Source organism: Lysobacter luteus, from assembly GCF_907164845.1.
Classification (GTDB): domain Bacteria; phylum Pseudomonadota; class Gammaproteobacteria; order Xanthomonadales; family Xanthomonadaceae; genus Novilysobacter; species Novilysobacter luteus.
Map to the genome: position 1 here is coordinate 1,431,099 of NZ_OU015430.1, position 24,108 is coordinate 1,455,206.

A 24,108-nucleotide genomic window follows, 5' to 3' on the forward strand; every position below is an offset into this window, starting at 1 on the left:
CGGAGAGTGATCGATGGCGACAACGGGATGGCGATGGGCCTGGCTGGCCGCGGCGTGCTTGGCACTGTCGCTGGTGCCCGCGGACAGGGCGTCCGCGAACTGCACGGGCGCTGCTCCCGTCCCTGCCGACACCCTCGGCGAGCGCATCGCGACAATGGCCTGCCAGGAGAGCCTGCTCTGGTACGAGCCTTTCATCAACGCGCAGGGACACCTTGCGAGCATGTCGATGACGGAAGCCGAGGCCGGTGTGCTCGCGGATGGTGCGACCCCGGCCTGGAAACGCGTCGCCGAGTACTGGCGTGGCAGCGGCCTGCTGTGGGAAATGAATGCCTTCCCGGGTGCGGGCACCTGCGCGCGGGCGGGATCACTGGCCTATCCGGCGCCGGACTGCCGCGCCTTCGTCATCGACCAGCCGTGGTCGGCGGCGTTCATTTCGTTCGTGATGGTGCGCGCGGGCGTGCCGGGGTTCCAGCCGTCTCCGCGCCACGTCGACTACGTGCGCAATGCGTACACGGAATCGGGCACCGGACCGTACCGGCTGGTCGACCCCGATAACGCCTCCCCCACGGCCGGCGACATGCTGTGCTACGTCCGCGGCGCATCGCCGATGGGGCATGCCGGCCTGCGATCCTGGCTCGCCGGCAATCCGACGGCGTCCCTGCCGATGCATTGCGAGATCGTGGTCGCCGCCGGTGGCGGCCGGCTCCAACTCGTGGGCGGCAACGTGCTGCACAGCGTGACGACGCGGATCCTTCCGCTCAACCGCGACGGCCGCATCTGGGGGCTGCCGCGCGGGACCCCGGCATGCTCGCCGGCAAACGAGGCCGGCTGCAGCTTCAACCGCCAGGACTGGGCCGCGCTGTTGAAGCTGGACCCGTCGCTGCGGCCGGTGGCGGCACCGGCGCAGGCGCTTCCCGGGCCGGGGCAGGCCGCCCCCGTGCAGTGTTGTGTGCAGTGCGTCGTCGGCTCCGGCGTACCTCGCTGCCCGGCCGGGACATCTCCACCGGTCGATCAGCGATAATGGCAGGCCGCATTGACCGCAGGCCCGCTCCTCCATGACCGACATGCCCGCCACCGCCCGCATCCTGGATGGCAAGGGCATCGCCGAGGACCTGCTCGACAATCTCAAGGCACGGGTAGCCGCCCGCGTCGCCGACGGGCGCAAACCGCCGGGCTTGGCGGTTGTGCTGGTCGGCAGCGATCCGGCTTCGTCGGTGTACGTACGCAACAAGCGCCGTGCCGCCGAGAAGGTCGGCATCCGCGCGATCGACTTCGACCTCCCCGCCGACACCGGCGACGACGAACTCCTCGCACTCATCGATCGGCTCAACGCCGATCCCGACGTGCACGGCATCCTGGTCCAGCTGCCCTTGCCCGACCGTCGCGACGCCACGGCCCTCATCCACCGGATCAGCCCTGCGAAGGATGTCGACGGCTTCCACCCGGAGAACGTGGGCCACCTGGCGCTGCGCCAGTTCGGCCTGCGTCCGTGCACGCCGCGCGGCATCACGACGCTGCTGGCCTACACCGATCGCCCGGTGCGCGGCGCCAGCGCGACCGTGGTGGGCGTTTCCAACCACGTCGGCCGGCCAATGGCCCTGGAGTTGCTGATCGCCGGCTGCACCACCACGTCCTGCCACAAGTTCACGCCGCCGGACGTGCTGGAGGCCGCCGTGCGGGGCGCCGATATCCTCGTGGTCGCCGTCGGGCGCCCGCAACTGATCCCCGGTGAGTGGGTCAAGCCCGGCGCGGTGGTGATCGACGTGGGCATCAACCGGCTCGACGACGGCCGCCTGGTCGGTGACGTCGGGTTCGAGGCGGCCTCGCGCCGGGCCAGCTGGATCACCCCGGTGCCGGGTGGGGTGGGGCCGATGACGGTCGCGACCCTGATGCAGAACACGCTGGAAGCGGCGGAGGCGGCCGACAAGGCCTCCGGCGCCTGACTGGCTGGGTTCCGGGTGGCCGGCACGCGCATGCGGGGGCTCCGAACGCGGTAGAATGACGCGCTTCATCCTCCCCGGGCCCGCCCATGTTGCGCATCCAGGCTGAAGCGCTGACTTTCGACGACGTATCGCTCGTCCCCGCGCATTCGACCGTCCTTCCGAAGGACGTCTCGCTCTCCACCCGCGTCACCCGTGACCTCACCATCCGCCTGCCGATCCTGTCGGCGGCCATGGACACCGTGAGCGAAGCCCGCCTCGCCATCACCATGGCGCAGCTTGGCGGCCTGAGCATCCTGCACAAGAACATGACGCTGGCCCAGCAGGCCGCGCAGGTGGCGCAGGTCAAGACGTTCGAGGCCGGCGTCATCAAGTCGCCGTTCACCGTCGGACCCGACACGAGCATCGCCGACGTGCTCAAGCTGACCCGCGAGCGCAATATCTCCGGCGTGCCGGTGGTCGATGGCGGGCAGCTGGTCGGTATCGTCACCAGCCGCGACATGCGTTTCGAGACGCGCCCGGAAGATCCCGTCCGCAACATCATGACCCGCAAGGAACGCCTGATCACGGTCAAGGAGGGCGCGGCCGACGACGAGGTGCTCGGCCTGCTGCACAAGCACCGCATCGAGAAGGTGCTGGTGGTCAACGACGCGTTCGAACTGCGCGGCCTGATCACGGTGAAGGACATCCAGAAGAAGTCCGACAACCCCAACGCCGCCTACGACAGCAGCGAGCGCCTGCTGGTCGGCGCCGCGGTCGGCGTCGGCGGCGACACCGAATCCCGGGTCGAGGCGCTGGCCGCGGCCGGCGTCGACGTGGTGGTGGTTGACACCGCGCACGGCCATTCGCAGGGCGTGCTCGAGCGCGTCCGCTGGGTCAAGAAGAACTTCCCGCAACTGCAGGTCATCGGCGGCAACATCGTCACCGGCGATGCCGCACTGGCCCTGATGGACCACGGCGCGGATGCGGTGAAGGTGGGCGTCGGCCCAGGCTCGATCTGCACCACCCGCATCGTTGCCGGCGTGGGCGTGCCCCAGATCACCGCCATCGACATGGTCGCCGAGGCGCTGCAGGACCGTATCCCGCTGGTCGCCGACGGCGGAATCCGCTACTCGGGTGACATCGGCAAGGCGCTGGCCGCCGGTGCGTCGACGGTGATGGTCGGCGGCCTGTTTGCCGGCACCGAGGAGTCGCCCGGCGAGACCGAGCTGTTCCAGGGCCGCAGCTACAAGAACTACCGCGGCATGGGCAGCCTGGCGGCGATGGAGAAGGGTTCCAAGGACCGCTATTTCCAGGACGCCAGCGACGCCGACAAGCTCGTACCGGAAGGCATCGAAGGCCGCGTCCCGTACCGCGGCCCGTTGCGTGGCGTGGTCCACCAACTGACCGGCGGACTGCGCGCCACGATGGGCTACGTCGGTTGCGCAACCATCGACGAGATGCGCAAGCAGCCGCAGTTTGTCCGGGTCACCAACGCCGGCACGCGCGAGAGCCACGTGCACGACGTGCAGATCACCAAGGAACCGCCGAACTACCGCGCCGGCTGACCCATGACCGACATCCATTCCGACAAGATCCTGATCCTCGACTTCGGCGCGCAGTACACGCAGCTGATCGCCCGCCGCATCCGCGAGATCGGCGTCTACTGCGAGATCTGGGCGTGGGACCACGACCCGGCGGAGATCGCCCGTTACGGCGCGAAGGGCATCATCCTCTCGGGCGGCCCGGAGTCGACCACCGTGGCGGGTGCGCCGCGGGCGCCGCAGGAGGTGTTCGACGCCGGCCTGCCGATCCTCGGCATCTGCTATGGGATGCAGACGCTGGCCGCGCAACTGGGCGGCAGCACCGAAGCCGCCGACGCGCGCGAGTTCGGCCATGCCGAAGTGGACCTCGTAGCTCACGATGCGCTGCTCGGCGGACTGTCGGACCACGGCGGCGAGCCACGCCTGAATGTCTGGATGAGCCACGGCGACCACGTCGCCACCGCGCCGCCTGGTTTCATCGTGACCGCGAAGACCGACCGGATCCCGGTCGCCGCGATGGCCGACGAGGACAAGCGCTGGTACGGCGTGCAGTTCCACCCCGAGGTCACCCACACGCTTCAGGGCCAGACCCTGCTGCGCCGCTTCGTCACCGAGATCTGCGGTTGCCAGACGCTGTGGACCGCCGCCCACATCATCGACGACCAGATCGCCCGCGTACGCGAGCAGGTCGGCGATGACGAGGTGATCCTCGGCCTGTCTGGCGGCGTCGATTCGTCAGTCGTGGCGGCACTGCTGCACAAGGCGATCGGCGAGCAGCTGACCTGCGTGTTCGTCGACACCGGCCTGCTGCGCTGGCAGGAAGGCGACCAGGTGATGGCGATGTTCGCCGAGCACATGGGCGTCAAGGTGATCCGCGTCGATGCCGCCGACCGCTACTTCAAGGCGCTCGAGGGCGTCAGCGACCCCGAGGCCAAGCGCAAGATCATCGGCAACCTGTTCGTCGAGATCTTCGAGGAAGAGTCGGGCAAGCTGAAGAACGCCCGGTGGCTCGCGCAGGGCACGATCTACCCGGACGTGATCGAGTCGGCCGGCAGCAAGACCGGTAAGGCCCATGTCATCAAGAGCCACCACAACGTCGGCGGCCTGCCCGAGCACATGAAGCTCGGCCTGGTCGAGCCGCTGCGCGAGCTGTTCAAGGACGAGGTGCGCCGGCTGGGCGTCGAGCTCGGCCTGCCGGAGACGATGGTCTACCGCCATCCGTTCCCGGGCCCGGGGCTGGGCGTGCGAATCCTGGGCGAGGTCCGGCGCGAGTACGCCGAGCTGCTCGGCAGGGCCGACCACATCTTCATCGACGAGTTGCGCAAGGCCGGTCTGTACGACAGGACCAGCCAGGCATTCGCGGTGTTCCTGCCGGTCAAATCGGTCGGCGTGGTCGGCGATGCACGCGCCTACGAGTGGGTGATCGCGCTGCGCGCGGTGGAAACCATCGACTTCATGACCGCGCACTGGGCGCACCTGCCGTACGAGTTCCTCGGCAAAGTTTCAAACCGGATTATCAACGAGTTGCGAGGAGTTTCTCGTGTCGTTTATGACATCAGCGGGAAGCCGCCCGCGACGATCGAGTGGGAGTAAAGGTGCCTGCGCGCGCCAACCGGACACCGCGCAGGGCCACGGAAACGTGGCCCTCGTCTTATCCGGCGCTGGGCCAGTAGTGGCTGTCGGGCAGGGCGCGGGCGCCGAAGATCGCCTGGCCGACGCGCACCACGGTCGCGCCTTCCTCGATCGCCAGCTCGAAATCGCCAGACATCCCCATCGACAGCTCATCGAACGACAGCCCGGCCGGGGCCTCCTGGCGCAGGCGCTCGCGCAGGTCGCGCATGCGGACGAAGCATGGACGCACCCGGTCGGCGTCGGCCGAGAACAACGCAAGCGTCATCAGCCCGCGCACCCGTAGCGACCGGAACGCCGGCAGCCCGCGCACGAACGCCGGCACGTCCGCCGGTGCCAGCCCGAACTTGCTTTCCTCGCCCGAACTGTTGACCTGCACCAGCACGTCCAGCGAGCGACCTTCCGCCTGCAGCCGCCGGTCCAGCGCCTCGGCCACGCGCACGCTGTCGAGCGCCTGGAACTCGTCGGCAAAACGGGCCACCAGCTTCGCCTTGTTGGTCTGCAGGTGGCCGATCACCGACCACCGCACGCCCGGCAGGTCCGCCATCGCCTCGGCCTTGTGCGCGGCTTCCTGCACCTTGTTCTCGCCGAATTCGCGGCAGCCCGCCTCCCATGCCAGCCGCATACGGGCCTCGTCGACGGTCTTGCTGACCGGCAGCAGGCGCACCGTGGCGGGATCACGGCCGGCGCGCTGGCAGGCCGCCCCGATGCGACCGCGGATCGCCGCCAGGTTGGCGCGGAACTCTTCGACGGTGGACGCGTGGCGTGCGGCGGGCGGGGCAGGCTTGTCGGGCATACGGCGATTGTAAGCGCGGGGTTGCTATCCTGCCGGCCCGCCACCGCCGTGATGCCTGTGGACCCGCCGATTCCACCGACCGCCATTGATGAGCACTGGATGCGCCACGCCCTGGAACTGGCGCGCCAGGCCGAGCAGGAGGACGACGAGATCCCGGTCGGCGCGGTGCTGGTGTCGGTCGACGGCGAGGTGCTCGGCGAAGGCTGGAACCGCAACATCACCGAGCACGATCCCACCGCGCACGCCGAAGTCGTCGCGATGCGCCAGGCCGGCCGCCATGTCGGCAACCATCGCCTGCTCGGCGCCACGCTCTACATCACCCTGGAGCCGTGCGCGATGTGCGCGATGGCGATGGTCCACGCCCGCGTCGCGCGGGTGGTGTTTGGCGCGTTCGACCCGAAGACCGGCGCCGCCGGCAGCGTGTTCGACCTGCTGGCCGATCCGCGCCACAACCACCGGGTCGAGGTGCGCGGCGGTGTGCTTGGTGACGAGGCGGGGCGGATGCTCGGCAACTATTTCCGCCGCAAGCGCGGCAAGCCGCCGCTTTGACCGGCCTCAGGACGTGCGGCGCACCCGCGCGCGGGTGTGCGAGCGGTCCATCTCCTCGTTGAGGATCGCCAGCGCAATCGTCGATTCGCGCGACAGCAGCAGGCTGGATGCGAACAGCCCCAGCACCCCGAGTATCGCGAACGCCGTCGGCAGCAGACCGGCCGGCGACGGCAGGAACGCATCCAGCACCACCATCAGGCTGGTGGCGACGAAGAAGCTCAGCGACAGGTAGAGCATCTGGTTCGCGCGCAGGATCAGCCCGCTGCGGCGGCGCTGGCGGGTCACGCGGTGGTCCAGCCACTGCAGTTCGGCCTCGTCGGTGGCCTGCTCCATTTCCTTCATCAGCTGGCGCAGCCGGTCGACCACCCGCGCCAGGCGGTTGCTCGCCGAGATCAGCAGCGAGCCGGTCGCCGTCAGGAAGAAGGCGGGCGCGAGCATCGCGGTCAGGACGGCGTACTGGGAGTCGGTCGGAATCACGGGTGCGGCGGCGCGGCTGTGGCGGGAGGGCGTGGGATATCATGCCGCTTCACGTGGGAGACGGCGAGCGATGGGCACAAGGACAGGCAACGAGCAGCGGCTGATCTGGATCGATCTGGAAATGACCGGGCTCGATACCGACAACGATTCGATCCTCGAGATCGCCACCGTCGTGACCGACGCCAACCTCGAAGTGCTCGCCGAAGGCCCGGAGCTGGCCATCCGCCATCCGCTGCAGCGGCTGGAGGCGATGGACGACTGGAACCGCAACCAGCACCGGAAGTCCGGCCTGTGGGCACGGGTGCTGGAAGAGGGCGTGTCGATGGCCGAAGCCGAGCAGCGGACGCTGGCGTTCCTGGCGCAGTGGGTGCCGGCCAAGGCCTCGCCGATCTGCGGCAACTCGATCTGCCAAGACCGCCGCTTCCTGCACCGGGAGATGCCGCGGCTGGAGCAGTACTTCCATTACCGCAACCTCGACGTCAGCACCCTCAAGGAACTGGCCCGGCGCTGGGCGCCGGAGGTGCTGGCCGGGGTCGGCAAGGAGGCCAGGCACACCGCACTCAGCGACGTGCACGACTCGATCGCCGAGCTGAGGCATTACCGCTTCTTCATGGGCCGGCTCGGCGGGATGGAGCCGGCGGAACTCTGACCGCCGGCCGTCCTGCGGGACTCAGCTTCGCGGGGACTCCGCGCCGCCATCGCCCATGGCCGTGGCGGTGTCGGCGCCATGGCGGTACACGTGCACGTCGCGCTGCGGATACGGGAAGCTGATCCCGGCCGCGTCGAAGGCCTTCTTGATGCTCTCGTTGAGGTGCACCTTCACCGCGAACCAGTCGCCGTTGGCGGTGTGGCAGCGGACGCCGAGGTTGACGCTGTTTTCGGCCAGCTCGTAGACCACCACGTCGGCGGCCGGTTCGGCCAGCACGCGGTTGTCGGCGTTGATGATGTCCATGATGATCGCGCGGGCCTGGTCGATGTCGTCGTCATAGCCGATGCCGATCACCAGCTCGACCCGGCGGCGCACGTCGGGTGTCGAGTTGATGATCGAATCCGACGTCACCAGGCTGTTGGGCAACACGATGGTCTGGTTGTCGGCGCCGCGCAGGCGGGTCTGGAAGATGCTGATCGACTCGACGGTGCCACCTTCGCCGTTGATGTTCACCACGTCGCCGACGCGGAACGGCTTGAGCGCGACCAGCATCACGCCCGAGGCGATGTTGGACAGCGAGTCCTTCAGCGCCAAGCCGATCGCCAGGCCGGCTGCACCGAGCACTGCGATCATCGATGTCATCGGCACGCCGACCACCTGCAACGCGGCCAGCACCAGCACGATGGTCAGCACCACCGTCGAGACCTTGCACAGGAACTGCAGGGCGGTCGCGTCCAGCTCGGTGCGGGCGAGGGCGCGGTCAATGAGCTTGACCAGCCACGCGACGATGTAGCGGCCGACCAGGAACAGCATCAGCGCGAGCGCGAACCGGATGCCGAGGCCGATCAGCGCCTCGCTCCATTCGCCCGCGCGGGCGTAGTCGATCCAGCTCAGGCTGCGGTCGGGCATGTGGCCTCCATCGGGTTCCGGAAGTACGAAGCCCCGCATGGGCGGGGCTTCGTGTTTGCCGCGATGGTGCCGCTGCGGGCGTTATCGGCCCGTCATGCTCAACCGGCCTTCGCCTTGGCCAGCCGCAGCCAGGTGTCCACCACGGTGTCGGGATTGAGCGACACCGACTCGATGCCCTGGTCCATCAGCCACTCGGCGAGGTCGGGGTGGTCGCTGGGGCCCTGGCCGCAGATGCCGACGTACTTGCCCTTCTCGCGGGCGGTCCGGATCGCCATCGCCAAGAGCTTCTTGACCGCCGGGTCGCGCTCGTCGAAGAGGTGGGCGACGATGCTGGAATCGCGGTCCAGGCCGAGGGTCAGCTGGGTCAGGTCGTTGGAGCCGATCGAGAAGCCGTCGAAGATCTCCAGGAACTCCTCGGCCAGCAGCGCGTTGGACGGGACCTCGCACATCATGATGATCTTCAGCCCGTCCTTGCCCTGCTCGAGACCGTTCTCGCGCAGCACCTCGACCACCCGGCGGCCTTCGTCCAGGGTGCGCACGAACGGGATCATCACCCAGCAATTGGTCAGGCCCATCTCCTGGCGGACCTTGAGCACCGCGCGGCACTCCAGTGCGAACGCCTCGGCGAAGCTTGGATCGACGTAGCGGCTGGCGCCGCGGAAGCCGATCATCGGGTTCTCCTCGTGCGGCTCGTAGCGGCTGCCGCCGATGAGGTTGGCGTACTCGTTGGACTTGAAGTCGCTCAGGCGCACGATCACCGGGTTCGGCGCGACCGAGGCGGTGATGGTCGCGATGCCTTCGGCAAGACGGTCGACGTAGAAATCCACCGGGTTGCCGTAGCCGGCGATGCGCTCGTCGATCTTCTTCTTCGTCGCCGCGTCCTGCTGGTCGTACTCCAGCAGGGCCTTGGGGTGCACGCCGATGTGGCTGGCGATGATCATCTCCAGCCGCGCCAGGCCGACGCCGGCGTTGGGCAGCATCGCGAAGTCGAACGCACGCTCCGGGTTGGCAACGTTCATCATCACCTTGAGCGGTGCCGGAGGCATGTGCTCCAGGTCGGCGGTGTGGCGCTCGAAGGGCAGGGCGCCGTCGTAGATGAAACCGGTGTCGCCTTCGGCGCAGCTGATGGTGACCATCTGGCCGTCCTGGATCGCATCCAGCGCGTTGCCGGTGCCGACCACGGCCGGTACGCCCAGCTCGCGCGCGATGATCGCGGCATGGCAGGTGCGACCACCACGGTTGGTGACGATGGCGGCCGAGCGCTTCATCACCGGCTCCCAGTCCGGGTCGGTCATGTCGGCGACGAGCACGTCGCCGGGCTGCACGCGCGCCATGTCGTCAAGCGAGCGCACCACCCGGGCGACGCCGCTGCCGATCTTCTGGCCGATCGCGCGGCCCTCGCAGACCACCGGGCCACGCTCGCCGAGCTGGTAACGCTCGATCTGGGTCGCCTTGGCGCGTGACTTAACCGTCTCGGGGCGCGCCTGGACGATGAAGAGCTTGCCGCTGACGCCGTCCTTGGCCCACTCGATGTCCATCGGACGCTGGTAGTGCTTCTCGATGGTGAGTGCCTGCCGGGCCAGCTCGTGCACGTCCTCGTCGGAGATCGAGAAGGCGTTGCACAGTTCGGCCGGCGTGTCCTCGGTGCGCACGCGCTCGCCGGGCTGGTCGGAGTAGACCATCCGCAGCTGCTTGGCGCCTATCGAGCGGCGCAGGATCGCCGGCCTGCCCTGGGCCAGGGTGGGCTTGTAGACATAGAACTCGTCGGGATTGACCGCGCCCTGCACGACCATCTCGCCCAGCCCGTAGCTGGAGGTAATGAACACAACGTCGCGGAAACCCGACTCGGTATCCAGGGTGAACAGCACGCCCGAGGCACCGACATCCGAGCGCACCATCAGTTGCACGCCGGCGGACAGGAACACGTCCTCGTGCTTGAAGCCGTGGTGCACGCGGTAGGCGATCGCGCGGTCGTTGTAGAGGCTGGCGAAGACTTCCTTGACCTTCAGGACGACGTCGTCCTCGCCGGTCACGTTGAGGAAGGTTTCCTGCTGGCCCGCGAACGACGCATCGGGCAGGTCCTCGGCGGTCGCCGAGGAGCGCACGGCCACGGCCACGTCGCCGCCGCCGTTTTCCGCGCACAGCTGTCGGTAGGCGTCGCGGATGTCCTTGTCGAGCGCCGGCTGCAGCGGGGCGTCGATCACCCAGCCGCGGATCTCGCCACCGGCACGCGTCAGCGCGCCGACATCCTCGACGTCGAGCGAGGCCAGGCGGTCGAAGATCCGCTGGTGCAGGTCGTTGTGGGCAATGAAGTCCTTGAACGCCTCCGCCGTCGTGGCATAACCGCCCGGCACGGAAACACCGAGATTGGCCAGGTTGCCGATCATCTCGCCGAGCGAGGAATTCTTGCCGCCGACACGGGCCAGGTCGTTGAGGCGCAACGCGTGCAGCCAGAGGATGTTCTCGTTCAAGCGGGGTCTCCGAGGGGTCCGACACGCCGACCGGCGCGGCCAAGCGGATATGATCGCTCCTGCGCCGGACCCATACAAGGTTGATCCGGCGGGGTTTTCCTGTAGATCGACGATATTGGCGAGGTAATCCGATGGCAGTGGTACGGCCGGTCTTCTACGTATCCGACGGAACCGGCATCACCGCCGAGACGATCGGCCATGGGTTGCTTACCCAGTTCACCGACACCAAGTTCGTCAGCGAGCGCATTTCCTTCGTCGACAGCATCGAGCGCGCGCGCGAGGCCGCAAACCGCATCCGCGCGGCGGGCGAGACGCACGAGGTCCGCCCGATCGTCATCAACTCCTGCATGGACAGCCAGGTCGGCGAGACCCTGGCCGACAGCGGGGCGCTGATGCTCGACGTGTTCGCCCCGTTCATCGAGCCTTTGGAGCGCGAGCTGCAGGAGAGCCGCCAGCGGCATGTCGGGCGCGCCCACGCGATCGTCGACTTCGAGGCGTATCACCACCGCATCAATGCGATGAACTACGCGCTGACCCATGACGACGGACAGGCGATCGACTACGAGGACGCCGACGTGATCCTCGTGGCGGTGTCGCGCGCTGGCAAGACGCCCACCTGCGTGTACCTGGCGCTGCACTATGGCATCCGCGCGGCCAACTACCCGTTGACCGAGGAGGACCTGGAGCACGACCGCTTGCCGCCGCGCCTGCGGGCGTACCGGCAGAAGCTGTTCGGCCTGACGATCGACCCGGTCCGCCTGCAGCAGATCCGCCAGGAGCGCCGGCCAAACTCGCGCTACGCACAGCTCGAGACATGCAGGCGGGAGGTTGCGCAGGCCGAGGCGCTGTTCCGCGCCGAACGCATTCCGACCCTCAGCACCACCCACACGTCGATCGAGGAGATTTCCAGCAAGGTGCTGTCGACCCTCGGCATCCGGCGGGAGATGTTCTGAGACGGCGCCCGGAAATGCGGCCGGGCAAACCCTGAACCTACGTCCGGCCACCCGGCCCGTCAACGCTGCCGGGCAGGGCAGGCGCCGTGTAGCATCGGGCCATGAACTCGCTGGCCCGCCGCCCCGTGCGGATCCCCACCCTGAGCCGCCTCGGCTGGCTGATGGCCCTGTACAACGAGAACCACGGTCGGCTCGCGACGATGTTCGCGCCGGCCGGGCTGGAGCCGGGGTGTTTCGTCTCCAGTGTCGGCGACGGACTGGACCTGCGGGTCGAGGTGCTGGAACAGCACCGCTACACCACCGAGCTGCGACTGACCTATGCCATGCACGACCCGGTGACCGGCCAGCCGGATCCGTCGGCATACCTGCGGCAGTACCACGATGCCCACCAGGTGGAGGCCACCCATTGCTACATCGGCCGCCGGTGGCAGGACGTCATCGGCATGTATCCGCCGCCGGCCGAGCTCGTCGGGCATCGCCTGCGGATGAACACTTTCCTCGGCAAATGGCTCCAGTACCTGTCCGAGCGCGGCCACGGATTGGCCACTCTGGCACCGGCTGGAAAAATCCGCACCGGGATCAAAAAGATTGCTTGACGACTTCGGGAAGCGTCCTTAAGCTTGTCGACTTTCCAGCCCCGTGGGGCCATAGCTCAGCTGGGAGAGCGCCTGCATGGCATGCAGGAGGTCGGCGGTTCGATCCCGCCTGGCTCCACCATTTCAAATGGTTCTTCGTTACCCGACTGAGTGAAAGCAGTCGACCAACGGTGCGAAAAACCACTGCGTCCCCATCGTCTAGAGGCCTAGGACACAACCCTTTCACGGTTGCGACCGGGGTTCGAATCCCCGTGGGGACGCCACTTTATACAAGCAGAAGGGTCGCCGAAAGGCGGCCCTTCTTGCTTGGTGCCGGCAGCTTGAACGAGTGTTGCACGACGGCTTTCACATGCTCCGTCGGGGGCCTTCCCTGGCACGCCGGCTCACCGGGTCGAGGCAACATCCTCCCGCACCGGAATCCGCGAGGGCCAACCTCCCGCCATCGCCTTGTAGACCGCGATCGCGGCGATGGCCGCGCGGGTGCGCACGTCGGCCAAGGCATCCTGCGCCTGCAGGCGGGTCCGTTCGGCGTCCAGCACTTCCAGCAAGCCGGTGGCACCGGCGTCGTAGCGCAGGCGGGCGAGTCCCGCCGCGCGCGTGCTGTCCTCGGCGGCCTGTTGCAGATGGCTGTCCTCGATTCGCGTATTGCGGTAGCGGACCAGCGCGTTCTCGGATTCCTCCAGCGCCAGTGCGACGGTCTTCTGGTAGCGCGCCAGCTCGCCGGCGGCGTCGGCATTGGCGGCCGCGATGCGCGCGCGCACCCGGCCGACGTCGAGGAACGACCAGTCGATCCCGAGTGCGACCAGCCGGGTTTCGCTGTCGCGTTCGAACAGGTCGCCCGCGTCGATCGCCTGGCTGCCGATGAGTCCGCCGAGGGTGAAGCGCGGAAAGAGGTCGGCGGTGGCGACGCCGATCCGCGCGGTCGCCGCGTGCAGGCGCTGCTCGGCCGCGGCGATGTCCGGGCGACGGCGAAGCAGCTCGCCGGGCGTGCCGGGATCGATCGGCGTGGGCAGAGCGGGCAGGCCGGCTGGCCGGGCGAGGTCGACGGCCAATGCACCCGGGGTCTTCCCGGCCAGCACCGCGAGCCGGTGGATCAGCACCGCGGCCTCGGCTTCCAGTGCCGGAACGCGCGCCAGCGTCGCCTCGAGTTGCGCGCTGGCACGTGCGCGATCGAAACCCGTCGCGCTGCCTGCATCCAGGCGTGCCTGCACGATGCGCAACGTCTCGCGCTGGTTTGAAGCGTTGCCGCGGGCGACCCGCAGGCGCTCCTGCAGCCCGCGCAGTTCGATGTAGCTGCGCCCGACCTCGGCGACGATCGCAACCTGCAATGCGGCCAGATCGGCGGCGCTGGCGGCGGCCTCGGCGCGTTGCGATTCGACCCCACGTCGGACGCGGCCGAACAGGTCGAGCTCCCAGGCCATCTCGATACCGGCGGAGTAACGCTCGCCATCGCGTTCCCCGCGTGCAAGCCCGGGGGCCTGGTCCGCACTGGCGCGCGCGTCAGCACCTTCGGCGCCGGCGGTGACCGTCGGGAAGCGGTCGAAGCCGGCACCACGCAACAACGCGTTGGCACGATCGAAGCGGGTGAGTGCGATGCGGAGGTCGTGGTTGGCCAGCAGTGCCTCGTCGACCAGATGGGTCAGCGACGGGTCGTCGAAGGTGTTCCAGAAGTCCGCATCTGGCAGCGGTTGCGGCGCCAGCGTGAGCGGTTCCGCGGGCTCATGGACGAACCGGGCGGCCACCGGTGTCGATGGCCGCACATGGTCGGGTCCGACCATGCACGCGGCCAGCGCGACGGTGAGTACGGATGCCACAAGCACCCGGCGCGCAGCGACAGGGTTCAACTCAAGCATGGGTGATCTCCTGGAGTTCCGCCTGCGCTTGGCGCCCGGCACGCCGCGACACCAGCTTGCGCAGGGCGACGTAGAACACGGGCGTCAGGAACAGACCGAAGACGGTGACGCCGAGCATGCCGGCGAAGACGGTGATGCCGGTTGCGGAGCGGACCTCCGCGCCCGCGCCGGACGCGAGCACCAGCGGCACGGTGCCGGCGATGAACGCGATCGATGTCATGACGATGGGGCGCAGGCGCAACCGGCACGCCTCCAGCGCGGCCTCGACGATGCCCCTGCCCTGGATTTCCAGTTCGCGGGCGAACTCCACGATCAGGATCGCGTTCTTGCATGCCAGGCCCATCAGCACCACCAGCCCGACCTGCACGAAGACGTTGTTGTCGCCACCGGTCAGCCACACCGCGGTCAGCGCAGAAAGCATGCACATCGGCACGATCAGGATGACCGCCAGCGGCAGGGTCCAGCTTTCGTACAGCGCCGCGAGCACCAGGAACGCCAGCAGGATCGCCAGCGGGAAGACCACCAGCGCGGCGTTGCCCTGGGTCGCCTGTTGGTAGCTCAGGTCGGTCCACTCGATCGCCATGCCGGCCGGCAGTACCTCGTCGGCCATCGCCTGCAGTCGGGCCATCGCCTGGGCGGAGGACATCACCCGCGGGTCGGCTTCACCGGCCAGGTCGGCGGCGGGGTAGCCGTTGTAGCGCAGCACCGGGTCGGGGCCGAACGTGCGGTGCATGGTCACCATCGAGCCGATCGGCACCATCTCGCCATCGACGTTGCGGGTGCGCAGCTTGCCGATGTCCTCGATGCTGTCGCGGAACGGCGCGTCGGCCTGCGCGATCACCTGCCAGGTCCGCCCGAACTCGTTGAAGTCGTTGACGTACGACGAGCCGAGGTAGGTCTGCAGGGTGTCGAATAGCTCGATCAGCGGCACGCCCTGCGCCTTGGCCTTGACGCGGTCCACCTCGGCGTCCAGCTGCGGGACGTTGGCCTGGTAGCTGGTGATCGGGAATCCCATGCCCGGTGTCTGGGCCACCGTGCCCTGCATGGCGTTGACCGCCTGCTGCAGGGCGCCGTAGCCCAGGTTGCCGTGGTCCTCGATGAACATCTGGTAGCCGTTGCCGTTGCCCAGCCCGAGGATCGGCGGCGGCATCATCGAGAACGCGAACCCTTCCTGCAGCCCGCCGATCTTCCGGTTGATCTCGGCGTTGATCCCGGCCGCGCTGAGGTCGCGCTGGTCAAATGGCTTGAGCGGCAGGAACACCACGCCGGTGTTGGGCGTGTTGGTGAACTGCAGCGCGTTGAGGCCGGGGAAGGCGATCGCGTGGGCGACGCCGTCGGTCTCCATCGCGATGTCAGCCACCCGGGCCAACATGGCGTCCGTGCGCGCAAGCGACGCCCCTTCGGGCAGCTTCACCCCGGCGATCAGGTACAGCTTGTCCTGGGTGGGGATGAAGCCGGCCGGGACCGCGTTGAACATCACGCCCGTGGCGACCAGCAGCACCGCGTACACCACGAACACCGCGCCGCGCCGGCCAAGGCTGCGCGAGACCACCTTCTGGTAACGCTCCGAGCTCGTGTTGAAGAAGCGGTTGAAAGGACGGAACAGCCAGCCGAACATCCGCTCGATCAGCCGCGAGGGCGGATCCTTGGGCGCGCCGTGCGGCTTCAGCAGGCGGGCGGCCAACGCGGGAGACAGCGTGAGCGAGTTGATCGCCGAGATAACGGTCGAGATGGCGATGGTCACCGCGAACTGCTTGTAGAACTCGCCGGTGACGCCCGACAGGAAGGCCATCGGTATGAACACCGCGCACAGCACCAGCGCGATGGCGATGATCGGCCCCGAGACCTCGCGCATGGCCTGGTGGGCGGCGGCGAGCGGGGTCAGGCCTTCCTCGATGTTGCGCTCCACGTTCTCGACCACGACGATCGCGTCGTCGACCACGATGCCGATGGCCAGCACCAACCCGAAGAGGCTCAGGGTGTTGATCGAGAAGCCCAGCAGGTGGAGCGCGGCGAAGGTGCCGACCACCGACACCGGCACCGCGATCAACGGAATGATCGACGCACGCCAGGTCTGCAGGAACAGGATCACCACCAGCACCACCAGCACCACCGCCTCGAGCAGGGTGGTCACCACGGCCTTTATCGAGTCGCGCACGAAGATGGTGGTGTCGTAGACGGCTTCGTACCCGACGCCGTCCGGGAAGCGCGTGGACAACTCGTCCATCGTCGCGATCACCGAGTCGCGTATCTCGAGTGCATTGGCACCCGGCGCCTGGAAAATGCCGATGCCCACCGCGTCCTTGCCGTCCAGCTGGGAGCGCAGGGTGTAGTCGCCCGCGCCGAGTTCGAGCCGCGCAACGTCCGACAGGCGGACGGTTTCGCCGTCGTCGCCGCGCTTGAGGACGATGTCGCCGAACTCCGCCGGCGTGCGCAGGCGGCCGCGCGCATTGATCAGCGTGAGGAAGTCGCTGTCGGGCATCGGCTCCGCGCCGAGCTGGCCGGCCGACACCTGCACGTTCTGCTCGCGCATTGCCCGCACCACGTCACCGGCGGTCAGACCGCGCGAGGCGATGCGGTCCGGGTCGAGCCAGGCGCGCATCGCGTAGTCGCCGCCGCCGAACACCTGCGCGTCGCCGACGCCGGTGATGCGCGACAGCCGGTCCTTGACGTGCAGGCGCGCGTAGTTGCGCAGGTACAGCGTGTCGTACTTGCCCTGCGGTGATGTCAGGTGCACCACCATCAGGAAGGTCGGCGACTGCTTCTGGGTGGTGACGCCCTGGCGCCGGACGTCCTCGGGCAGCCGCGACAGCGCCTGGCTCACGCGGTTCTGCACCCGCACCGCGGCCTCGTCGGCATCGGTACCGGGCCGGAACGTGACCGTCATCTGCAGCACGCCGTCCGAGCCCGCCACGGACTTGGTGTACATCATGTCCTCGACGCCGTTGATCGCTTCCTCCAGTGGGGTCGCGACGGTCTCCGCGATCACCTTCGGGTTCGCACCGGGATACACCGTGCGGACCACCACCGACGGCGGAACCACCTCCGGGTACTCGCCGATCGGCAGCAACGGGATCGAGATCAGGCCGGCGGCGAAGATCACGATGGAGAGCACCGCCGCGAAGATCGGGCGGTCGATGAAGAACCGTGAGAAGTCCATGGCCGCTACTTCGCCCCCGCCGGACCGGCGGCGTCGCTGGCGGGTGGGGCACCCATGGCGATCATCCGCGGCGCTACCTGCATGCCCGGGTGGAACACCTTCTGCACGCCGTGCACGATCACCCGGTCGCCGGCCTCCAGGCCCGCGGTGACCACGCGCAGCCCGCCGGCCTTGCCGCCCAATTCCACGTCCTTGCGCACTGCGGCGTTGTCCTTGCCGAGCACGTAGACGTAGGTGCGGTCCTGGTCCGTCAGCACCGCCTTGTCGTCGACCAGCAACGCCTTGTCGTGCTCCCGTCCGAGCAGCTGGACGCGGGCGAACAACCCCGGGGTGAAGACACGGTCCGGATTGGGCAGGACCGCTCGCAGCTCGATGGTGCCGGTGGCCGGGTCGACCCGGTTGTCGACGAAATCGACGACGCCCTCGTGCGGATAGCCTTCCTCGCCGGCCAGGCCGACCCGCACCGGGTTGCTGGAGTCGGCGCGGTCGCCGCTGCGCACGAGCTCGCGGTAGCCGAGGAACGTCTGCTCGTCGCCTTCGAAATGGACGTGGACGGGGTCGAGCGAGACCACCGTGGTGAGTACGGTCGCATCGGACTGGGCGAGGTTGCCGACGGTGACGAGCGCACGCCCGGCGCGGCCGTCGATCGGCGACGTGACCCGGGTGAATTGCAGGTCCAGCCGCGCAGTCGCGACGGCGGCCTCGGCCGCGCGGACGGCGGCGTCGCCCTGTGCGGCAGTGGCGCGGCGCGATTCGGCTTCCTCCCTCGAGATCGCCTGCGCCTCCACCAGCGACTGGGCGCGCTCGTGCTGCGCGCGTGCCAGCCGCGCCTCGCTGCGCGCGCGCTCCAGGTTGGCTTCGGCCTGTGCCAGCGTGGCCTGGTAGGGGCGCGGGTCGATCACGAAGAGCAGGTCGCCCTTGCGGACTTCCTCGCCCTCCTCGAACGCGATGCGGTCGACATAGCCGCTGACGCGCGGGCGCAGCTCGACCGAGGTAACCGCTTCGATGCGGCCGGTGTACTCGTCCCACTGCTGCACGGGTTGTTCGAGCACGCGGGCGACGCTGACCGGCGGTGCCGGCATCGCGCTGCCGGGCGCGGCCTGGCTGCCGCAGCCGGACAGGCCCACCACCAGCAGCGCGGCAACGGCGAGGGAAAGCTCGGGCAGGAAGCCCGGGCGAAGGGATCGGACGGCGGAATGGGCGGGCGAGCGGGTGGGGGAGGACATGAGCGATTCCTTGCTTGAAATGGGATAAGCGGTTGCGACCCGGCTCCGCGGTTTATTGTCCCGTCACAGGGATTTTTACTCCCGCTGACGGGATGTCGACCGGTCGGGTCAGGCGCGAGAGCACGTTCCGCACCATCGGCACCACCACCAGTGCGACCGGAAGCGCAACGATGAACGCGAGCAGCCAGCCCGACAGCCAAGCGGCGACGAACGCCTTGCTGCCATTGGCGTGCAAGGCCGTCATCACAAGGCTGATCACGCCGGACATGACCAGCGACAACACCGGCACGAAGGCGAGCTGGGCTTGGCGGGGCGTGAGGAACATCGGCGGATCCGGCTGCGGGCTGGGGACAGGAGTGCAGCCTAGGCGCCTCGCCGGCCCTTGATTAGCCGGCAGATCGGGGAATAATTGTCCCCCTTGCGGGCCAATACACGCTCGCGCGAAGGAGCTCACGATGGCCCGCGATCTCAACGACACCCTGATCTTCGTGAAAGTGGTCGAGCACGGCAGCTTCATCGGCGCAGCACGTGCACTGCGCCTCCCCAAGACCACGGTCAGCCGCAAGGTGCAGGACCTGGAGGCACGCCTCGGCGCGCAGCTCCTGCACCGCACCACTCGCAAGCTGGGCCTGACCGAGGCAGGCAACATCTACTTCGACCACTGCAAGCGCATCGCCCACGAACTGGACGAGGCGGAGAATGCGGTCGGCCAGTTGCAGGGCGGCCCGCGTGGCTGGCTGCGCTTCACCGCGCCGTACTCGGTCGGCATCACATGGATCGCGCCGTTGCTCGGCGAGTTCCATGCGCTGCACCCGGAGGTGCGGGTCGAGATGGTGCTGGCCAACGAGTCGCTCGACCTGATCGACACCGAGACCGACGTGGCGTTGCGGCTCGGCAACCTGCCCGATTCCAACCTGGTCGCCAGGCGCTTGGCGGTGTTCCGCAGCCAGGTGTACGCGTCCACCGCCTACCTGGAGCGGCACGGAGAACCGGCGCACCCGGACGACCTGCAGCAACACAGGGCACTGACGTTCCAGAAGTTCCGCCGCAACGGCGGCTATGCGTGGCCGCTCAACGACGGCCAGCGGACCGTCGAGTACCGGGTCGACCCGGTGCTGGTGGCCAACGACCCCGGCGCACTCAAGGGCGCGCTGCTGTGTGGCGAAGGGGTGATGCTGGCCAGCGACCTCACCGTGAAGCGCTACGTCGAGCAAGGCGTGGTGCAGCGGGTGCTTGCCGGCTGGACCGGGCCCGACATGGAGTTCAACGCGGTGTTCCCGGGCGGGCGGATGCAGTCACCGAAGGTGCGCGCGTTCGTGGATTTCCTGGTCAACCGCTTGAACTTCGACGCCGACTACATGCAGCACCAGTGCCCGGACATGCGCCGCTGCAGCGATGGCATCGAGCAGGAATCAAAGGCCAAGGCCGCCACGTCGGCGGCGCTGTCGAGCCTGGCGCGTCGCCGCCTCATCGAGGAAGACGAGGAAGCCGCCGCCTGAGGGTCAGTGCGCGACGGCCGGTGGCGCGTCGTCGTCGGCTGGGACGCCCCGCAGGCGGCGGTCCAAGTGCTGTTCAAAGGCCTCGAAGCTCAGTCCCTGTGTGCGTGCTTCCTCGTGGGCGGCGTCACGCAGGGCGTCGGAGCACTTGAGCCGCACCGTGTGGCCGGCTTCTTCCTGGATCGCCGCCGCGCGCCGGAGCATCGCGAGCAGGGTCGCCGGGCTTTCCGAGCCGCCGACGATGCGGCCGTCCAGCCCCAGCACCCATTCGCCTTCGCGTCGGGCAATGCCGCCCAGCAGTTCGCCGTGCGCATCGCGCAGGTCGGCGTGTGCCTCCACTCCGGGACGGGGCGGCATCACTATGCCCTGCGGCACGCGCTGGTGCTTGCGCCTGGCATCGCGCTTGGCTTTGGATCGGATCGACATGGTGGGTCCCGGGAGGTCAGGCCGCCATTGTCGCGCAGTGCGACGCGGTTGCCTGACCGCAATCCCAACGGGTCAGTCACCGTGGCGGGAAAACTCGGTGCTGCTGCCGTCGGTGGCCACGAGCTCAACCGCGTACGGTTGGATGCGGCCGTCCGGCATCTCCATGCCGGGCGAACCGGCCGGCATGCCCGGCACCGTCAGCCCACGTGCCTCGGGCGACTCGGCCAGCAGGCGCTTGACGTCCGTGGCGGGCACGTGGCCCTCGATGAAGTAGCCGGCGATCTCTGCTGTATGGCACGACGCCTTGCCGGTGGGCACGCCGACGCGCTCCTTCACCGCATGCACGTCGTCGACATCGCGCACCTCGACCGGGAAGCCGGCCTCGCGCATGTGCTCAACCCAGTGCACGCAGCAGCCGCAGCTCGGACTCTTGTGCACCAGCAGGCGCGGGAGGGTCTCGGCAACCGGTGAAGCGGCAACATGGACGTCCGCCTGCGCGGCGCTGGCTGGCGCCGGGTTGTTGCCGGCGCAGGCCGGCAGGGCGGCCGCGAGCGCGACGGCGGAGAGAAGGGCAGGCAGGGGCTTCATCACGGGCGTTCTCGTCTGTGTCTCGATCGGGATTCTTGCAGGTTGGCCGGCGCGCCGGCTAGAACCAGGTGCGCAGGCCGACGACCCAGCGGGTGTCCCGCGTGCGATCGCCGGCGCCGTGGCGCAGATCGGCCGTACCGCCGTGGGCACGTTCGTGCACCAGGCCGATGTAGGGCGCGAACCTGCGGGTGAACTCGTAGCGCAGGCGCAGCCCGGCCTCGGTCGTCGCCAGCCCGGAGCCTACGCCCCGCGTAGCGTCGTCTTTCGCGAAGAAGCTTGCTTCCACCACGGGCTGCAGGATCAGCCGGTTGGTCAGCAGCAGCTCGTACTCGACCTCGACGACCGCCTCGACCTGGCCCGACTCGCCCAGGTAGGCCGTCGCCTGGGTCTCGAACATGTAGGGCGCCAGGCCCTGAACGCCGATGGCGGCCCAGGTCTGCGCGTCACCCGGTCGGGTCTGCTGGCGGACGCCGGCGACCACGTCCCACCAGGCCGAGACCGCGCGTCCGTACAGCACTTCGACATCGGCGGCGTGGGTACGACCGGCTTCGCGCTCGCCCTCGCTGCGCAACCAGACCCGGTTGATGTCGCCTCCCAGCCAGCCCTGCAGCTCCCAGCCTTGTCCGTTGCCGTCGTCGCCGTCCCACGCTTCGAGCCGGTCGACGAGCAGGAACCCGTGGATGCCGGAGCCGTGGCTCATCCGGTGGTGCAATTCGGGAAACGCGGCCGCGCGGTCGGCGTCGGTCAGCACCGGGATCGGGGTGCGCGGTTGCGCGGAGGCGGCCGTGGCCCGGGCGGCCGCCGGCGGTTCTCCGGTGGTGTGCTGCGAATGGTCCATCTGCGAGTGGTCCATCTGCGAGTGGTCGACAACCGGCTCGGGTTCCTGGGGCGGCGCTACTTCCTGTGGGTGCTCATGCTCCTGCGCCAGCAACGGTGCGCACGCAACCCCTGCCAGCACGGCGACAACCAACGACAGGAAGCGAAGGCCAGCGCGCGTCATTCGACCACCCGCACTTCGCGCATCATCCCGGCTTCCATGTGGTACAGCAGGTGGCAGTGGTACGCCCAGCGGCCGAGGGCGTCGGCGCGCACCCGGTAGCTGCGTTTCGTCCCCGGGGGCATGTCGACGGTGTGCTTGCGGACCATGAACCCGCCATCCTCGCCCTCCAGGTCGCTCCACATGCCGTGCAGGTGGATGGGGTGGGTCATCATCGTGTCGTTGACCAGCACGATGCGCATGCGCTCGCCGTAGTTCAGCCGCAGCGGCTCGGCGTCGTCGAACTTCAAACCATCGAATGACCAGGCGAACTTCTCCATGTGGCCGGTCAGGTGCAGTTCGACGGTGCGTGATGGCTCGCGCCCATCGGGGTCTTCGAACGTGCTGCGCAGGTCCGAGTACGCCAGCACCTTGCGGCCGTTGTCGCGCAGGCCGATGCCGGGGTCGTCCAGGCGCGGGACGGGCGACATCGTCTGCATGTCGACCAGCGGGTTGCCGGCCTCGCTGGCCGGGTGCTGCTGCATGCCACCGGCGGCGTGGTCCATGGCCGGCATCGCATGCCCCATGTGGGCGCCGCAGCCACCTTCCATGCCCTTCATCTGCGCCGCCTGGCCGTGGTCCATGCCGGCATGCGCCATCCCGCCGTGGCCCATGTCGTCCATCGTCAACAGCGGCCGCGGGTCCAGCGGCGGGACGTCGGGGGCCAGCCCGTGGCGGACGGCGAGGGTGCCGCGCGCATAGCCGGTGCGGCCCATGTCCTGCGCGAAGATGGCGAACGCATCTGCGCCAGTCGGCTCGACCAGCACGTCGAACGTCTCGGCCACGGCGATGCGGAACTCGTCGACGCTGACCGGGTGCACGTACTGGCCGTCGGCGGCGACCACCGTCATCTTCAGTCCGGGGATGCGGATGTCGAAGTAGGTCATCGCCGATGCGTTGATGAAGCGCAGCAGCACCTTCTCGCCCGGGCGGAACAGCCCGGTCCAGTTGCCCGCGGGCGCGGTGCCGTTGAGCAGGTAGGTGTAGGTGTGGGCGTTGATGTCGGAGATGTCGGTCGGGGTCATCCGCATCCGCCCCCACATTCCGCGGTCGGCCAGCGTGGCCTCCAGGCCGTTGCGACCGACGTCGTCGAGGAAGTCGCCCGCCGTGCGCCGGTAGAAGTTGTCGTGTTCGGACATCTTCTTCATGCGCGCGAACAGCGCGGCCGGGTCCATGTCCGTCCAGTCCGACAGCAACACCACGTGCTCGCAGTCGTAATGGAACGGCGGCGGTCGCAGCGGGTCCACCACGATGGCGCCGTACAGGCCGGCCTGCTCCTGGTACATCGAGTGGCTGTGGTACCAGTAGGTCCCCGACTGCTGCAGCGTGAAGCGGTAGGTCCAGGTCTCGCCCGGGTGGATGCCGTCGAAGCTCAGGCCGGGCACGCCGTCCATGTTCGCCGGCAACAGGATGCCGTGCCAGTGGATCGAGGCCGGCTCGTCGCGCAGCCGGTTGGCGACCCGCAAAGTGACCGTGTCGCCCTCGCGCCAGCGCAGCAGCGGCCCGGGCAGGGAACCGTTGACGGTGGTCGCTGGGCGCGTGCGGCCGGTGAAGTTGACCGGTGCACGCCCGATCGACAGGTCGAAATCGGTGCCACGCAGTTCCACGGGGCCGGTGGCCGCGGCTTCGGCGGCGAACGCTGGCAGTCGCCACAATCCGGCGCCCCCGGCGATGCCGGCCGCGGCCAGGCCGGTCACGAACCGTCGGCGGCTGCCGTCTACCGCGCTGGCATCACGGTGGAGATGGGGGGACCAGGGGCTGGTGGGCTTGCGTGGAGACATCGGAATCCGGACAGGGCCGGAGTTGCACGGCCGCACGAAAGGAGCAGGTT

21 protein-coding genes and 2 tRNA genes are annotated in these 24,108 nt (G+C 68.7%); 11 read left to right on the top strand and 12 right to left on the bottom strand.

Translation table 11 applies throughout. The features are described 5' to 3' along the window. Positions 1-13: 13 nt before the first annotated feature. The 4 genes from KOD61_RS06710 (at position 14) to guaA (ending at position 5,056) form a co-directional block, all read left to right on the top strand. Positions 14-1,021 (top strand): DUF2272 domain-containing protein, encoded by a 1,008-nt coding sequence (locus KOD61_RS06710; protein WP_215217964.1) that lies wholly within the window; start codon positions 14-16, stop codon positions 1,019-1,021. Between the two features lie 34 nt (positions 1,022-1,055). Then, complete coding sequence (gene folD, locus KOD61_RS06715; protein WP_215217965.1) at positions 1,056-1,943, top strand: bifunctional methylenetetrahydrofolate dehydrogenase/methenyltetrahydrofolate cyclohydrolase FolD; 888 nt, start codon at positions 1,056-1,058, stop codon at positions 1,941-1,943. Positions 1,944-2,029: 86 nt separating this feature from the next. Beyond that, positions 2,030-3,487, top strand: a complete 1,458-nt coding sequence (guaB, locus tag KOD61_RS06720; protein ID WP_215217966.1) for an IMP dehydrogenase — start codon at positions 2,030-2,032, stop codon at positions 3,485-3,487. Between the two features lie 3 nt (positions 3,488-3,490). After that, complete coding sequence (gene guaA, locus KOD61_RS06725; RefSeq protein ID WP_215217967.1) at positions 3,491-5,056, top strand: glutamine-hydrolyzing GMP synthase; 1,566 nt, start codon at positions 3,491-3,493, stop codon at positions 5,054-5,056. A gap of 58 nt (positions 5,057-5,114) precedes the next feature. Here guaA and KOD61_RS06730 read toward each other — a convergent pair whose 3' ends face one another. After that, positions 5,115-5,888 carry a YggS family pyridoxal phosphate-dependent enzyme gene (locus KOD61_RS06730; protein WP_215217968.1) on the bottom strand — a complete coding sequence of 258 codons (774 nt, stop codon included), beginning with the start codon at positions 5,886-5,888 and terminating at the stop codon, positions 5,115-5,117. Between the two features lie 51 nt (positions 5,889-5,939). Between KOD61_RS06730 and tadA the strand changes: the two genes are divergently transcribed. Beyond that, positions 5,940-6,437, top strand: coding sequence for a tRNA adenosine(34) deaminase TadA (gene tadA, locus KOD61_RS06735; protein ID WP_215220319.1), 498 nt, complete (start codon positions 5,940-5,942; stop codon positions 6,435-6,437). 6 nt (positions 6,438-6,443) lie between these two features. Here the strand turns inward: tadA and KOD61_RS06740 are convergent, their stop codons facing one another. Beyond that, on the bottom strand, positions 6,444-6,914 hold the full coding sequence (locus KOD61_RS06740) for a DUF2721 domain-containing protein (protein ID WP_251370537.1): 471 nt from the start codon (positions 6,912-6,914) through the stop codon (positions 6,444-6,446). Positions 6,915-6,984: 70 nt separating this feature from the next. Between KOD61_RS06740 and orn the strand changes: the two genes are divergently transcribed. Continuing rightward, positions 6,985-7,563, top strand: coding sequence for an oligoribonuclease (gene orn / locus KOD61_RS06745; RefSeq protein ID WP_215217969.1), 579 nt, complete (start codon positions 6,985-6,987; stop codon positions 7,561-7,563). A gap of 21 nt (positions 7,564-7,584) precedes the next feature. Here the strand turns inward: orn and KOD61_RS06750 are convergent, their stop codons facing one another. Together KOD61_RS06750 and ppsA are read right to left on the bottom strand one after the other, a co-directional pair. Then, positions 7,585-8,472: a mechanosensitive ion channel family protein gene (locus KOD61_RS06750; protein ID WP_215217970.1), complete on the bottom strand. Its 888-nt coding sequence runs from the start codon at positions 8,470-8,472 to the stop codon at positions 7,585-7,587. Positions 8,473-8,570: 98 nt separating this feature from the next. After that, positions 8,571-10,943 (bottom strand): phosphoenolpyruvate synthase, encoded by a 2,373-nt coding sequence (gene ppsA, locus KOD61_RS06755; protein WP_215217971.1) that lies wholly within the window; start codon positions 10,941-10,943, stop codon positions 8,571-8,573. 131 nt (positions 10,944-11,074) lie between these two features. On the opposite strand from ppsA, the gene ppsR reads away from it, so the two are divergent. From ppsR to KOD61_RS06775, 4 genes are all read left to right on the top strand, one after another. Beyond that, entirely contained in the window at positions 11,075-11,896 is an 822-nt protein-coding gene (ppsR, locus tag KOD61_RS06760) for a posphoenolpyruvate synthetase regulatory kinase/phosphorylase PpsR (RefSeq protein ID WP_215217972.1), read from the top strand. A gap of 101 nt (positions 11,897-11,997) precedes the next feature. Continuing rightward, positions 11,998-12,492 carry a DUF1249 domain-containing protein gene (locus tag KOD61_RS06765; protein WP_215217973.1) on the top strand — a complete coding sequence of 165 codons (495 nt, stop codon included), beginning with the start codon at positions 11,998-12,000 and terminating at the stop codon, positions 12,490-12,492. 45 nt (positions 12,493-12,537) lie between these two features. After that, positions 12,538-12,613: transfer RNA gene (locus KOD61_RS06770), tRNA-Ala, on the top strand. Between the two features lie 66 nt (positions 12,614-12,679). Beyond that, positions 12,680-12,755, top strand: a tRNA-Glu gene (locus KOD61_RS06775). A 120-nt stretch (positions 12,756-12,875) separates the two neighbouring features. Here the strand turns inward: KOD61_RS06775 and KOD61_RS06780 are convergent. Genes KOD61_RS06780 through KOD61_RS06795 form a run of 4 tightly spaced genes read right to left on the bottom strand, consistent with a single transcriptional unit; the run spans position 12,876 to position 19,056 of the window. Further along, the gene (locus KOD61_RS06780) at positions 12,876-14,345 is read right to left on the bottom strand and encodes an efflux transporter outer membrane subunit (RefSeq protein ID WP_215217974.1); all 1,470 of its coding nucleotides are present in this window, start codon (positions 14,343-14,345) and stop codon (positions 12,876-12,878) included. Next, the gene (locus KOD61_RS06785; protein WP_215217975.1) at positions 14,338-17,505 is read right to left on the bottom strand and encodes an efflux RND transporter permease subunit; all 3,168 of its coding nucleotides are present in this window, start codon (positions 17,503-17,505) and stop codon (positions 14,338-14,340) included. Before KOD61_RS06785 ends, KOD61_RS06780 begins: the two co-directional genes overlap by 8 nt. Positions 17,506-17,510: 5 nt before the next feature. Further along, positions 17,511-18,731 carry an efflux RND transporter periplasmic adaptor subunit gene (locus tag KOD61_RS06790; protein ID WP_215217976.1) on the bottom strand — a complete coding sequence of 407 codons (1,221 nt, stop codon included), beginning with the start codon at positions 18,729-18,731 and terminating at the stop codon, positions 17,511-17,513. Positions 18,732-18,783: 52 nt separating this feature from the next. Next, positions 18,784-19,056 (bottom strand): DUF2798 domain-containing protein, encoded by a 273-nt coding sequence (locus KOD61_RS06795; protein ID WP_215217977.1) that lies wholly within the window; start codon positions 19,054-19,056, stop codon positions 18,784-18,786. A gap of 130 nt (positions 19,057-19,186) precedes the next feature. Between KOD61_RS06795 and KOD61_RS06800 the strand changes: the two genes are divergently transcribed. Continuing rightward, on the top strand, positions 19,187-20,230 hold the full coding sequence (locus KOD61_RS06800; protein ID WP_215217978.1) for a LysR family transcriptional regulator: 1,044 nt from the start codon (positions 19,187-19,189) through the stop codon (positions 20,228-20,230). A gap of 3 nt (positions 20,231-20,233) precedes the next feature. Here the strand turns inward: KOD61_RS06800 and KOD61_RS06805 are convergent, their stop codons facing one another. From KOD61_RS06805 to KOD61_RS06820, 4 genes are all read right to left on the bottom strand, one after another. Further along, positions 20,234-20,653 carry a hypothetical protein gene (locus KOD61_RS06805; RefSeq protein ID WP_215217979.1) on the bottom strand — a complete coding sequence of 140 codons (420 nt, stop codon included), beginning with the start codon at positions 20,651-20,653 and terminating at the stop codon, positions 20,234-20,236. A 72-nt stretch (positions 20,654-20,725) separates the two neighbouring features. Further along, positions 20,726-21,241: a DUF411 domain-containing protein gene (locus KOD61_RS06810; RefSeq protein ID WP_215217980.1), complete on the bottom strand. Its 516-nt coding sequence runs from the start codon at positions 21,239-21,241 to the stop codon at positions 20,726-20,728. Positions 21,242-21,299: 58 nt separating this feature from the next. Beyond that, complete coding sequence (locus KOD61_RS06815; protein WP_215217981.1) at positions 21,300-22,241, bottom strand: copper resistance protein B; 942 nt, start codon at positions 22,239-22,241, stop codon at positions 21,300-21,302. Then, positions 22,238-24,058: a copper resistance system multicopper oxidase gene (locus tag KOD61_RS06820; protein ID WP_215217982.1), complete on the bottom strand. Its 1,821-nt coding sequence runs from the start codon at positions 24,056-24,058 to the stop codon at positions 22,238-22,240. Before KOD61_RS06820 ends, KOD61_RS06815 begins: the two co-directional genes overlap by 4 nt. Between the last annotated feature and the right edge of the window lie 50 nt (positions 24,059-24,108).

Excerpts from the sequence above, each read along its gene's own strand:
- KOD61_RS06785 (WP_215217975.1), bottom strand. The coding sequence starts at position 17,505 with ATGGACTTCTCACGGTTCTTCATCGACCGCCCGATCTTCGCGGCGGTG.
- KOD61_RS06765 (WP_215217973.1), top strand. The coding sequence starts at position 11,998 with ATGAACTCGCTGGCCCGCCGCCCCGTGCGGATCCCCACCCTGAGCCGC.
- KOD61_RS06810 (WP_215217980.1), bottom strand. The coding sequence starts at position 21,241 with ATGAAGCCCCTGCCTGCCCTTCTCTCCGCCGTCGCGCTCGCGGCCGCC.
- KOD61_RS06790 (WP_215217976.1), bottom strand. The coding sequence starts at position 18,731 with ATGTCCTCCCCCACCCGCTCGCCCGCCCATTCCGCCGTCCGATCCCTT.
- KOD61_RS06815 (WP_215217981.1), bottom strand. The coding sequence starts at position 22,241 with ATGACGCGCGCTGGCCTTCGCTTCCTGTCGTTGGTTGTCGCCGTGCTG.
- KOD61_RS06820 (WP_215217982.1), bottom strand. The coding sequence starts at position 24,058 with ATGTCTCCACGCAAGCCCACCAGCCCCTGGTCCCCCCATCTCCACCGT.
- ppsR (WP_215217972.1), top strand. The coding sequence starts at position 11,075 with ATGGCAGTGGTACGGCCGGTCTTCTACGTATCCGACGGAACCGGCATC.
- guaA (WP_215217967.1), top strand. The coding sequence starts at position 3,491 with ATGACCGACATCCATTCCGACAAGATCCTGATCCTCGACTTCGGCGCG.
- KOD61_RS06780 (WP_215217974.1), bottom strand. The coding sequence starts at position 14,345 with ATGCTTGAGTTGAACCCTGTCGCTGCGCGCCGGGTGCTTGTGGCATCC.
- KOD61_RS06710 (WP_215217964.1), top strand. The coding sequence starts at position 14 with ATGGCGACAACGGGATGGCGATGGGCCTGGCTGGCCGCGGCGTGCTTG.
- KOD61_RS06805 (WP_215217979.1), bottom strand. The coding sequence starts at position 20,653 with ATGTCGATCCGATCCAAAGCCAAGCGCGATGCCAGGCGCAAGCACCAG.
- guaB (WP_215217966.1), top strand. The coding sequence starts at position 2,030 with ATGTTGCGCATCCAGGCTGAAGCGCTGACTTTCGACGACGTATCGCTC.
- KOD61_RS06800 (WP_215217978.1), top strand. The coding sequence starts at position 19,187 with ATGGCCCGCGATCTCAACGACACCCTGATCTTCGTGAAAGTGGTCGAG.
- orn (WP_215217969.1), top strand. The coding sequence starts at position 6,985 with ATGGGCACAAGGACAGGCAACGAGCAGCGGCTGATCTGGATCGATCTG.
- KOD61_RS06750 (WP_215217970.1), bottom strand. The coding sequence starts at position 8,472 with ATGCCCGACCGCAGCCTGAGCTGGATCGACTACGCCCGCGCGGGCGAA.
- folD (WP_215217965.1), top strand. The coding sequence starts at position 1,056 with ATGACCGACATGCCCGCCACCGCCCGCATCCTGGATGGCAAGGGCATC.
- KOD61_RS06795 (WP_215217977.1), bottom strand. The coding sequence starts at position 19,056 with ATGTTCCTCACGCCCCGCCAAGCCCAGCTCGCCTTCGTGCCGGTGTTG.
- KOD61_RS06730 (WP_215217968.1), bottom strand. The coding sequence starts at position 5,888 with ATGCCCGACAAGCCTGCCCCGCCCGCCGCACGCCACGCGTCCACCGTC.
- tadA (WP_215220319.1), top strand. The coding sequence starts at position 5,940 with ATGCCTGTGGACCCGCCGATTCCACCGACCGCCATTGATGAGCACTGG.